At 69.6% G+C, this 11579-nt stretch carries 8 protein-coding genes; 3 read left to right on the forward strand and 5 right to left on the reverse strand.

Annotated elements, in window-relative coordinates:
* Positions 1 to 89 precede the first annotated feature (89 nt).
* Genes D7X55_RS26090 through D7X55_RS26100 form a run of 3 tightly spaced genes read right to left on the reverse strand, consistent with a single transcriptional unit; the run spans position 90 to position 4945 of the window.
* Positions 90 to 653 (reverse strand): MarR family winged helix-turn-helix transcriptional regulator, encoded by a 564-nt coding sequence (locus D7X55_RS26090; RefSeq protein ID WP_120550647.1) that lies wholly within the window; start codon positions 651 to 653, stop codon positions 90 to 92.
* Positions 653 to 3805: an efflux RND transporter permease subunit gene (locus tag D7X55_RS26095; protein WP_120550646.1), complete on the reverse strand. Its 3153-nt coding sequence runs from the start codon at positions 3803 to 3805 to the stop codon at positions 653 to 655. The genes D7X55_RS26090 and D7X55_RS26095 overlap by 1 nt, the downstream gene beginning before the upstream one ends.
* A gap of 39 nt (positions 3806 to 3844) precedes the next feature.
* The gene (locus D7X55_RS26100) at positions 3845 to 4945 is read right to left on the reverse strand and encodes an efflux RND transporter periplasmic adaptor subunit (protein WP_120550645.1); all 1101 of its coding nucleotides are present in this window, start codon (positions 4943 to 4945) and stop codon (positions 3845 to 3847) included.
* Between the two features lie 332 nt (positions 4946 to 5277).
* Between D7X55_RS26100 and D7X55_RS26105 the strand changes: the two genes are divergently transcribed.
* The gene (locus D7X55_RS26105; RefSeq protein ID WP_120550644.1) at positions 5278 to 6417 is read left to right on the forward strand and encodes an acyl-CoA dehydrogenase family protein; all 1140 of its coding nucleotides are present in this window, start codon (positions 5278 to 5280) and stop codon (positions 6415 to 6417) included.
* On the opposite strand, the gene D7X55_RS26110 is transcribed toward D7X55_RS26105, so the two are convergent.
* Together D7X55_RS26110 and D7X55_RS26115 are read right to left on the reverse strand one after the other, a co-directional pair.
* Positions 6418 to 6705: a hypothetical protein gene (locus tag D7X55_RS26110; RefSeq protein WP_120550643.1), complete on the reverse strand. Its 288-nt coding sequence runs from the start codon at positions 6703 to 6705 to the stop codon at positions 6418 to 6420.
* A gap of 52 nt (positions 6706 to 6757) precedes the next feature.
* Complete coding sequence (locus D7X55_RS26115) at positions 6758 to 7165, reverse strand: hypothetical protein (protein ID WP_120550642.1); 408 nt, start codon at positions 7163 to 7165, stop codon at positions 6758 to 6760.
* Between the two features lie 81 nt (positions 7166 to 7246).
* Here D7X55_RS26115 and D7X55_RS26120 point away from each other — a divergent pair, with 81 nt between their 5' ends.
* Positions 7247 to 7888, forward strand: a complete 642-nt coding sequence (locus D7X55_RS26120; RefSeq protein ID WP_120550641.1) for an RlmE family RNA methyltransferase — start codon at positions 7247 to 7249, stop codon at positions 7886 to 7888.
* A 51-nt stretch (positions 7889 to 7939) separates the two neighbouring features.
* A partial coding sequence (locus D7X55_RS26125; protein ID WP_233610068.1) for an MG2 domain-containing protein occupies positions 7940 to 11579 on the forward strand: 3640 nt, incomplete at its 3' end.

The following is an 11579-nucleotide window of genomic DNA, read 5'->3' on the forward strand; positions in this document are numbered from 1 at the left end:
GGCCAAGCCCGAGCAGGGCCACGAAGGAGGGGAGCATGGGCGCGGGCAGTGTCGCAGCCCGCGCCCCTCCACGCACCTGCCGTACTGCTTCAGCGCTGTGGGGCGCTGGCCTTCATGCGGGCGAGCATCCGCTCGATGATGCCGAACAGCGCCTCGCGGTCCTCTTCCGGAAGCAGGCCCATCAGCCGGCGGATGCCTGCGTCCGTCATCAGCTGGATGACCTTGTAGATTTCACAACCCCGGTCGGTGAGCTTCGCGGTGACGGCGCGGCGGTCCTCCGCGTCCCGGCCGCGCTCCACCATGCCCATGTCCTCCAGGCGGTCCACCACGCCGGTGATGGTCTTCTTGGTGATGCCGATGCGCTGGGCCAGCACGCCCACCTGGATGGGGCCGTCCATGCCCAGCCAGCCCAGGGCGTGCACCTGCGTGGGGGTCAGCCGCATGTCGTCGCAGAGGCTCGCCAGCGGATCCCTCAAGGAGCGGAAGTGGGCCAGTTCCCGGATGAGCCCCATGAAGCGGCGCGAATCCGGCGTGGACTGGTCCCCTTCCTCCAGCAGGCGCTCCATCGCGGCCTTCTCTTCGGTGGCCTCGTCCTTCCCCTCGGAGCGCACCTCGGGCTCCGAGGGGGGAGTGATGGAGGTGGGGCGGCGCATCAGGCCGTCTCCACCCGGGCCGCGGCAGCGGCGGCGGCTTCCCGCTCACGGTCCTGGTTGGACGGACCGTGCGCCGTGCCAGAGCCACCCGCGAAGCCCGCGTCGCTGCCCTTGTTGCGCTTGAAGCGCGCGGCCAGCTGATCCAGCAGCGAGTACACCACCGGCACCACGCCCAGCGTGAGGAACGTGGAGGTGATGAGGCCGCCGATGATGGTGATGGCCATGGGCGCGCGCGTCTCCGCGCCGTCACCCTTGGCGATGGCCACCGGGATCATGCCGGCGATCATCGCGATGGTCGTCATCAGGATGGGGCGCAGACGCACCGGAGCGGCCTCGAGGAGCGCCTCGTGCGCCGTGCGGCCCTTCTCACGGACCTGCAGCGTGAAGTCCACCAGGAGGATGCCGTTCTTCACCACCAGGCCCATGAGCATGATGACGCCGATGAGGGCGAACATGGACATGTACTGGCCGGTGAGCAGCAGGCCGCCAATCGCCCCGATGAAGGCGAAGGGCAGCGACAGCATGATCGTGAACGGGTGGACCAGGCTTTCGAACTGGGCCGCGAGGATCATGTAGATGAGGATGATGCCCAGGAGCAGCGCCGTGCCGAACGCGGCCACGGACTTGCCCAGCTCCTTCGCGTTGCCTTCCAGCTCGCCCGTGACGCTCTTGGGCAGCTCCTTGGCGGCGTAGCCCTGCATGTAGGTGATGGCGTCCGACAGCGCGTAGCCCTCCTTCAGGTTCGCCAGCATGGTGACCTGCCGCTTCTGCGCCTGCCGGTCAATCTGCACCGGCCCCTCCGCGGGGACGATGCGGGCCAGGTTGCGCAGCTCCACCAGCTGCCCCGTGGGGGCGCGCACGGCCAGCTGGCCGAGCGCGTCCGCGGAGGCCAGCGTCTGCGGCGGCAGGCGCAGCTTCACCTCGTACGTCTCACCGCCCTCGCGGTAGTCCAGCACCTTGTCGCGGCCCAGGTAGGCGCGCAGCGTGGCGCCCAGGGACGCGGCCGGCACGCCCAGCGTGGCCGCGCGGTCGCGGTCCACCTGCACGTCGTACTGCGGCTTGCCGGAGCGGTACGTCATGTCCACGTCGGTGAGGCCCGGGTTCTGGAGCATCGCCTGGCGCATCTTCACCGCGGACTCCGTCAGCTCCTTCCAGTTGTCGCCGCGCAGGTTGAACTGCACCTGCTGCGAGCGCGCGCCACCACCGGACACCGCGGTCACGTCCTGCACCGCCACGGTGATGCCCTTGGGCGGGTGGATGTTCTGGCGCAGGTAGGCCTTCAGCTCGCTCTGCTTGAACGCGCGGTCCTTCACCGGCTTCAGGTTGATGAGCACCTCGCCCTTGTGGACCTCCTCCTGCACGCCGCCGCCCGCGGTGGTGAACGTGGAGGCGATGCCCGGCAGCGCCCGGACCTGGGCCGCGAAGGTGTCCAGCTGCGTCTGCGTCTCCTGGATGGTGGACCCGATGGGCAGCTCCACCGTGAGCTTGATGTTGCCGTTGTCCTGCTCCGGGATGAACGTGAACTTCAGGAACCGCATCATGCCGAAGGTGGCGAAGAGCACCGCCACCGCGACGACCATCGTGATGAGGCGGTGCCGCAGGATGCCGCCCAGGACCTTGCGGTAGCCGTTCTCCATGCCCACCAGCACCTTCTCCACCGCCGCGGAGAGGCCCGTCGGGTGGCCGTGCTCACGCAGCAGGCGCGAGGACAGCATCGGCGTGAGCGTCATGGACACCACGTAGGAGATGAGCGTGGCCACCGCCACCGTGACGCCGAACTGGTAGAAGAACTTGCCGATCATGCCGTCCATGAAGGCCACCGGGATGAACACCGCCACGATGGCCAGCGTCACCGCGAGCACCGCGAGGGCAATCTGTCCGGCGCCCTCCAGCGCGGCCTGCATGGGCGTGGCGCCCTCTTCCATGTGACGGACGATGTTCTCGATGACCACGATGGCGTCGTCGATGAGCAGGCCGATGGACAGCGTCAGCGCCAGCATCGTGATCATGTTGAAGGTGAAGCCCAGCGCCGCCATCACCGCGAACGTACCCACCACGGACACCGGCAGCGCGATGGCCGCCACGATGGTGGAGCGCAGGTTGCGCAGGAACACGAGCACGATGAGGACCGCGAGCACGCCGCCCAGGATGAGGTCCTCCTGCACCGCGTGGATGGAGGAACGGATGAACCGCGCGTTGTCCGTCACCGTCTCCACCTGGACGCCGGCGGGCAGCGTCTTGTTGATCTCCGCCAGCGACTCCTGCACCAGGTCCGCCACCTGCACCGTGTTGGAGCCGGACTGCTTGCGCACCACCAGCGCCACCGCGCTGCGCTCGCCGCTCTTCGCGCCCGAGCGCTGCTCCGCGGGGCCGTCCACCACCTCCGCGATGTCGCGCACGCGGATGGGAGAGCCGCCCGCGCTGGTGATGATGATGTTGCGGATCTCCTCCACGCTCTTCGCTTCGGACGTGAGGCGCACGATGCGCTCCCGGCCGCTGTCCATGCTGCGGCCACCCGGCACGTCCAGGCTCTGCGCCTTGAGCGCCTGGCTGACGTCGCTGATGGCCAGGCCGAAGCCGCGCAGCCGCTGCGGGTCCACCACGAGCTGGATCTCCCGCTCACGGCCACCGACGATGTCGATGCTGCCCACGCCCTGTTGACGCTGGAGGGCCGGCTTCACGATGTCATCCGCGACGCGCGTCAGCTCCTCCACCGGCAGCGCGCCCGCGAGCGCCAGCGTGATGATGGGAGCCGCGCCGATGTCGAACTTCTCCACGACGGGCGTCTCCACCTCGTCCGGCAGCTTGCTCAGCGTGGCCTGCACGCGGTCGCGCACGTCCTGCGCCGCGATGTCCACCTTGGTGGACAGCTTGAACTGCACGACGATCTGCGAAACGCTTTCGACGTTGATGGACTTGAGCGTGTCCACGCCGTTGAGCGTGTTGAGCGCCTCCTCCAGCGGGTCGGAGACGTTCTTCTCGATGGTCTCCGGGTCCGCGCCCGGGAGGATGGTCGTCACGGTGACGACGGGGAAGTCGACGTCGGGGAACTGGTCCACGCCGATCTTCGGATAGGCGAACAGGCCGAACACCACCACCGCCAGCATCAGCATGGCGGTGAAGATGGGCCGTGAAATGAAGGTCTTGAGCATTCAGGTACCCAAAGAAAGAAGAGGGGAGGGGAAGGACCGCTACTGCGCGACGCGCACGGCGGTCCCCTCCTTGACGTCCAGCGAGGCGTCGGCGAGCACGCGCTCCTCCGCCGTCAGGCCCTGCAGCACCTTCACGTAGCCCGGCAGCACGCGCTGCACGCGCACGTCGCGCTTGCGCACGGTGCCGTCCTGCACCACCCACACGAAGCCGTCCTGGCCCTTGCTGCTGACGGCCTGCGCCGGCAGGAACAGGCCGTTGCCCGCGTCGCCCGCCGCCTTGGAGAAGTCCATCTCCACCAGCGCGCCGGGGCGCAGCGGGTGCTCCGTCTTGCCCGTCACGTCCGCCAGCACCTCCACGGTGCGGCTCTGCGCGTCGATGACGGCGCCCACGTTGGCCACCTTCGCCTCGAAGCGCATGCCGCTGGGGTTCACGGTGCCCGGCGTCACGGTGCCCGGCGTCACGTTGTCGATGACGGACTCCGGCACCAGCATCCGGATCTCCAGCCCGTCCGTGTCCACGATGGAGAACACCGGGGTGGAGGGCGTCATCGCCACGGAGTCACCCACGTTCTTGGTGCGCGCGGTGATGATGCCGTTGAAGGGCGCGATGATGCTGTGGTCGCGCAGGTTCTCCACCGCCAGCCGGTACGCCGCGCCGGCCTGCGCCGCCTGGGCCGCGGCCTGCTTCTGGCCAATCTCCGCCTGCTCCAGCGCGTTGGCCGCCACGCCGCCGGACTCCGCCACCTTGCGCGTGCGCTCCAGGTTGCTGGAGGCCAGCTGCAGCGCGGCCTCCGCCATGTCCTTGGCCGCCTTCGCCTGCTCCACCGCGATGGAGACGTTGGACGTGTCCAGCTGCGCCAGCACGTCGCCCTTCTTCACCTTGTCGCCCACCCGGACGTTCACCTTCGCCAGGGTGCCGGTGGCCTGGGGACCCAGGACGGCCTCCTGCTTGGAGCGGACCTGGCCCGTGACGCGGGTCACGTTCTGCTCCAGCTCCGTGGCCGGAGTGATCGCCTTGACGCCCAGCGCGTTGGAGCCTTCCTGCTGCGCCGGAAGCTGCGCCTTCTCCGCGCCCGCCTTCGAGCACCCCGCCGTCGACACCGCCACGGCCACCACGGCAGCCAAGATTCGCTGATTCACGCGTCCGAACTCCTGCCGGTTCGCCGGCGGGACACCCGCCCTGGCTCCTGCTCCGGCTAATTCTTTGTGGGCTAGAAATTACCGACACTCGATTATCTGTCAAGAGGATACTCCGGAGTGCGGACTATCCACTCCCCAGTCATCCTGCGGGGTTGGCCGCCTGCCCCCCGGGGGTTCAGACTTCTTCACAACACCGCTGCCGGCGCGCTGCGTCACCAGGAAGGCGGGCATCCGGCGCGGTGGGGACGGGGGGCTTCGCTTGTGGCTGACGGCGGACGCCTGTTATTGACTCGCGAATCAACCCAAGCCGGGACAACCCCCGAGGACTCGCGATGCTCAACCCGTTCACCGAGGACCATGAGGCGTTTCGCAGGTCGGTGCGCGCCTTCGTGGAGAAGGAGATGGCGCCCTACGGACTGGAGTGGGACCGGGCGGGCATCTTCCCCCGGGAGCTGTTCAAGAAGTGCGGCGAGCTGGGCTTTTTGGGCATCAACCACGACCCGAAGTTCGGCGGCAGCGGCCTGGACTACTGGTACGTGACGGCGTTCGCGGAGGAGCTGTCGCGCAGCCGCAACGCGGGCGTGAACATGGCGCTCCTGGTGCAGAGCCAGATGGCCACGCCCATCATCAACGAGATTGGCACCGACGAGCAGAAGCGTGAGTTCCTGGAGCCCGCGCTCAAGGGTGAGCGCATCGCGGCGCTGGGCGTGAGCGAGCCGGGCTGCGGCTCGGACGTGGCGAGCATCAAGACGACGGCGCGCCGGGACGGCGACGACTACGTCATCAACGGCAGCAAGATGTGGATCACCAACGGCACGCGCGCGGACTTCATCACGCTGGCGGTGCGCACCGGTGAGCAGGGCTACGGCGGCATCTCCCTGGTGACGTTCCCCACGGACGTGAAGGGCTTCAGCATCTCCAAGAAGCTGGACAAGATTGGCAACCTGTCCTCGGACACGGCCATCCTCTACTTCGAGGACTGCCGCATCCCCGCGCGCTACGTGCTGGGCGAGGAGAACCAGGGCTTCTACCACATCATGACCAACTTCCAGGGTGAGCGCCTGGTGGGCGCCATCACCACGGTGGGCGGCATGGACCGGATGCTGGAGGACGCCCTCCAGTACGGCAACGAGCGCGAGGCGTTTGGCCGGCCCCTCATCAAGTTCCAGGTGTGGCGCCACAAGTTCGTGGAGCACCTGACGGCGGTGGAGGCGGCGCGGCGGCTCAACTACTACGCGGTGGACCTCTACGACCGGAAGGAGAACCCGGTGAAGGAGATCTCCATGGCGAAGCTGTTCGCCGGAGACCTGGCCCAGCGCGTGGCCTACGACTGCCAGCAGTTCTTCGGCGGCATGGGCTACATCGAGGAGACGCCCATCGCGCGCATGTGGCGCGACGTGCGGCTCATCACCATCGGCGGCGGCACGTCCGAGGTGATGAAGGAGATCATCTCCAAGCTGTACGGCTTCTAGCTACTTCCTGCCGAAGAGGGCCTCCGCGGCGCTGAGCATCGCGTCGCGGGAGTCCTTCGGGTGCAGGCCGCCTTCGCCCAGCTGGAAGAGCTCGCAGAAGTTGGCCTCGTCCTTGTCGCGGGGCACCTCCGCGAAGGGCTCCTTGCAGGCCTTGGCCACGGACTCGTCGAAGTGCCGGCAGTTGCGGCACGAGCGCAGGTCCTCCTCGCAGCCGGGACACGTGTCGCGGCGGCCCACTTGATTCGCGATGATGTCGAGCTTGCGTCCGCAGTGCGCGCAGCCGGGCATGGCGGTCCTCCCCGTCAGACGGTAACGGGGCGGCATCCTGCCAGAGTCCGGCCTAGCGCTGGACGCTGGGCGCGAACGCCGGGGCGGGCAGGGAGGAGGCCTCCTGGGGCCGGCGCAGCTCGCCGGTGGCGTCCAGGAGCTGGTCGTCCAGCCGCTTGAGGAGGAACAGGACGTACGCGGACAGGGCGGACAGGACGGCGGCCATGATGCCCAGCAGCATGCCGCGCTGCCAGCGGTGGGCCTGCTCCATCACGCCGCGGCGTTCCTTGAAGGTCTTCAACTGGGCGTCCACGGAGCTGCCGTCCAGCTTCTGGGCGAAGTCGGAGGCCTGGGCGCTGCCCCGGGCCATCAGCCAGCGCCCTTCGGCCTGCAGGGCCTCGGCGCGCGCGTAGCAGAACGCCGCTCCACCCGCGCAGAGCAGGGAGATGCACAAGGCCGCTGTCACGCTCCGGGTGCCCATGCCACCAACCCTCCGGCGAAGTCCGTGGGCGCGACCACATAACAGGCCGCGACTGCTCCGGCTTTCCGAAGACAGTAGCGGATGCTAGGGACGGCTTCTGACATGGGCAAGCCCTACCGTCCTAAAGACCACTATTTCCAGAAAGCCAAGCAAGAGGGACTGCGAGCGCGTTCCGCGTTCAAGGTCGATGAGATCCTCAAGCGCTTTCCAGGCTCCGTGAAGAAGGGCGCGGCCGTGCTCGACCTGGGCGCGGCGCCGGGGGGGTTCCTCCAGATATTGGCGGACGCGGTGGGGATGAACGGGCGCGTCATCGGCGTGGACATCGTGGCCATCCGTCCGTTCTCTCAGAAATGGGTAACGACGGCGGTGCTGGACGTGCTCGCGGACGACTTCGACGCGAAGCTGGCCGCGATGTACGACGGGCTCTACGACGCGGTCATCTCCGACATGGCGCCCAAGACGTCCGGCATCAAGGGCACGGACGAGGCGCGCAGCCTGCGGCTCGCGGGCAAGGCGCTGGAGGTGGCCGCCACGCGAGGCCGGCCCGGCGCCACGTTCGTGGCCAAGGTCTTCATGGGCGGCGACTTCGAGGCCTTCCGTGACGAGGTGCGCCAGCACTTCGAGGAAGTGAAGATCGTCCGTCCGGAGGCCACGCGCGGCGCCAGCATGGAGGTCTACGTGGTGGGGCTGCGGCGCCGGGGCCCCGCGCCGGCCGCTTCCTGAAACGGCGAAGGGACCGCCACGGACGCGGGCGGCGTCTAGAGTGCCGCCCCTATGTCTTCTCCACCGCGTCCGCGTGTCCTCGCCGTCGTGCCGTGCCTGCTGCTCCTCCTGTTGTCCTCCGTGTCCGTGGCGGCGCCCTCGGCGAAGGCGCCCCCGACGTGGAAGGCCATCGACGCGCTCGTCGAGGAGGACAAGGTGGAGTCCGCCGCGCAGGGGGCGGAGGCCCGGCTGGCCGCGGCGAAGGCCCAGGGTGACGCCGACGAGTGGACGCGGGCGTTGATCCGCACGGTGCAGCTGCGCACGCGGCTGCACGGCTATGAGACGACGGTGCGCTTCCTGCGCGAGCAGCCCTGGCCGGAGGGCCTGAGGCAGCAGGCCACGCTGCACCTGTTCTACGCGGCGGTGCTCACGCACTACGTAGAGGCCTACCGCTGGGAGATTGGCCAGCGCGAGCAGGTGGTGTCCTCCGGGCCGGTGGACCTGAAGGCGTGGACGAAGGATCAGCTCTCCGCGGAGATCCAGCGCACGTACGCCGCCGTCTGGGAGCTGCGGCAGAAGTTCGGCACCGAGCCCGTGAAGGTGCTGTCCGAGTACGTCGAGCCCAACACGTACCCGGAGGGCATCCGCTCCACGGTGCGCGACGCGGTGACGTACCTGTGGGTGGACTCGCTGGAGGACACGGACCTGTGGCGCCCCGAGCAGGAGCAGGGCGTGTACCGGCTGGAGCTGGGCGCGCTCCTGGAGGGCACGCCGAAGGTGGAGCTGAAGGACCCGTCCGCGCATCCGCTGACGAAGGTCGCGGCGGTGCTGGGGGACCTGGAGGCGTGGCACCTGGCGGCTGGACGTCGTGAGGCGGCGCTGGAGGCGCGGCTGCGGCGCTACGAGGTGCTGAACACGTCGTTCGCCGACAACGCGGATCATCGGCGCATCCGTGAGCACCTGGCCGCGCACCTGAAGGGCTTCCGGGACGTGCCGTGGTGGTCCAAGGGACAGCACCAGCTGGCGGAGCTGGAGCAGCAGGCGGGCCGCTCCATCACCGCGCACACGCTGGCGAAGGCGTGCGCGGAGGCGTGGCCCAGGTCGATGGGCGGTGCGCAGTGCGCGGCGCTGGTGGCGGGCCTGGAGGCGCCGGAGCTGTACGCCTCCGTGATGCAGGTGGACGGGCCGGGCAAGCGCTCCATCCAGGTGAACCACCGCAACGTGGGCTCGCTGTACTTCCGGGCGTACGCGGTGGACGTGGAGGCGCGGCTCGCGAAGCCCGACGCGGACCTGTCGCTGTTCGCGTCGACCGAGGAGATGAACCGCATGGTGGCGTCGCGCAAGCCGGACGCCGCGTGGAGCACGGTGCTGCCGCCCACGCCCGACTTCCAGCGGCACCAGACCTTCGTGACCCCGCCGGCGCTCAAGCCGGGCGCGTACGTCATCGTCCTGTCCACGCGCGAGGACTTCGCGAAGAAGAACAGCAAGCTGCTCTCCCTGCCCATGTCCGTGTCGCCCTGGGCGGTGACGGTGCGCAAGGCGGACCCCAATCAGGCGGAGCTCCACGTGGTGGACGGGGCCACGGGGGCGGGCGCTCCGAACGTGGAGGTGCGGCTGGTGAAGCCGGACTACCGCACGCGCCGCTTCGGCGTCGTCAGCCGCCGCACCGACGCGAACGGCGACCTGCTGCTCACGGGCACGGACGCCAACCGCTACGAGGACATGATGCTCGTGGTGGGCCGGGGCAAGGGCGCGATGGTGTTCCCGGGCTCGGTGTACCTGTCGCCCCTCTATGCGTCGACGCCGCAGGACCAGGCGCTCATCTACACGGACCGCGCCGTCTACCGGCCCCAGCAGAAGCTGCTGTGGAAGGTGGTGGCCTACCGCCCGGAGGAGCAGTCGAAGCGCTACCGCGTGCTTCCGGATTCGGCGGTGACGGTGACGCTCGTCGACTCCAATGGCCAGGAGGTGGCCAAGCGCGAGGCGCGCACCAACGCGTTCGGGTCGGTGGCGGGCGAGTTCGACCTGCCCTCGGGGCGGCCCCTGGGCCAGTGGACGGTGCGCACCAGCCCCAACGGCTACGCGGGCGTGCGCGTGGAGGAGTACAAGCGGCCCACCTTCGAGGTCACGCTGAAGGACGCGCCGGAGGCGCTGCGGATCAACCGCCGCGCCACGTTCCAGGGCGAAGCGCGCTACTACTTCGGGCTGCCGGTGACGCGCGGCGCGGTGAAGTGGCGCGTGTCGCGCGAGCCGGTGCTGCCGCGCTGGTGGTTCTGGGAGCGCATCCCGGCCACCACGGACCTGGTGGCCTCCGGGACGGCGACGGTGGGGGAGGACGGCGGCTTCACCGTGGCGTTCACCCCGGAAGCGGATGAGCGGCTCGCGAAGGCGCAGGGCATGTCGTGGCGCTACCGCGTGGAAGCGGACCTGACGGACGAGGGCGGCGAGACGCGCTCCGCGAGCCGGTCCTTCCGCCTGGGCTTCGTGTCGGTGGAGGGCCGCGTGGACTCCGACGTGGGCTTCGTCCGCGAGGACGTCCCGTCGGAGGTGCGGCTCGTCCGCTCGAACCTGGATGGCGCGCCGCAGTCAGGGCCTGGCCGTTGGCGACTCATCGCCCTGAAGGCTCCGGCCCGTCCGCTGATGCCGTCGGAGGTGCCGGTCGAAAAGCCCCAGCCGCTGGATGCCGAAGCGCAGGAGCGCAAGGAGGTGTCCCCCACGCCGGGTGACGCGCTCAAGGCGCGCTGGGACACGACCTACGACGTGGAGCAGACGCTGCAGCGCTGGGGCGACGGCGCGGAGGTGGCGCAGGCGGTGGTGACGCACGGCGCGGACGGTGTCGCCACCGTGAAGCTGCCGGCGCTGCGCGCGGGCGCGTACCGCCTGCGCTACGAGACGTCGGATGCGTTCGGCCAGAAGGCCACCGCGCAGCGGGACTTCGTGGTGGCGGGGGCTCGGGCTCCGGCGGGCTTGCCGGCGGTGCTGGCGGCGGAGCGCGCGTCCGTGCGCGTGGGTGAGGTGGCCCGGTTGCTGGTGGCCTCCGGCTTCGAAGGCCAGCCGCTGGTGATGGACGTGTACCAGGGGCGCAAGCGCATCGAGCACCGCCAGCTGACGGCGGGGCAGGGGCGCGCGGTGGTGGAGCTGCCGGTGACGGAGGCCCTGCGCGGAGGCTTCACGGTGGTGCTGTCGCTGGTGCACGACTGGCAGTCGCTGAACTTCCAGCAGACGGTGGCCGTGCCCTTCGACGACAAGGAGCTCAGCGTGGAGTTCGCGACCTTCCGCGACACGCTGCGGCCCGGCGCGAAGGAGACCTTCCGCGTGACGGTGAAGGGGCCCCAGGGCGCGAAGCTGGAGGCGGGGGCCGCGGAGCTGCTGGCGTACATGTACGATCAGTCGCTCAACGTCTTCGGGCCGCACACGCCGCCGCAGATTGCCCAGCTCTATCCGCAGCAGAGCCTCTACGTGGAGTTCCGGACGTCCGGAGGCTCCTTCGGTGCGGACTGGCTGTTCGACGAGCTCGACCGGAACCGGCCGTCCGCGCCGGAGCCTTCCGAGGACTCGCTGAAGTTCGGGGACGGCTACGGACTGGGCGGTCCAGGGTACGGGTACGGCTACGGCCGGGGTGGAGAGCGCATGCGGGCCGCGAAGCCCGGAGCCGTGATGCGGGAGTCAGCAGACCGCGCGGCGCCTCCGCCTCCGCCGCCCGCACCCGCCC

Source organism: Corallococcus sp. AB049A (assembly GCF_003668885.1).
Lineage (GTDB): Bacteria > Myxococcota > Myxococcia > Myxococcales > Myxococcaceae > Corallococcus > Corallococcus interemptor.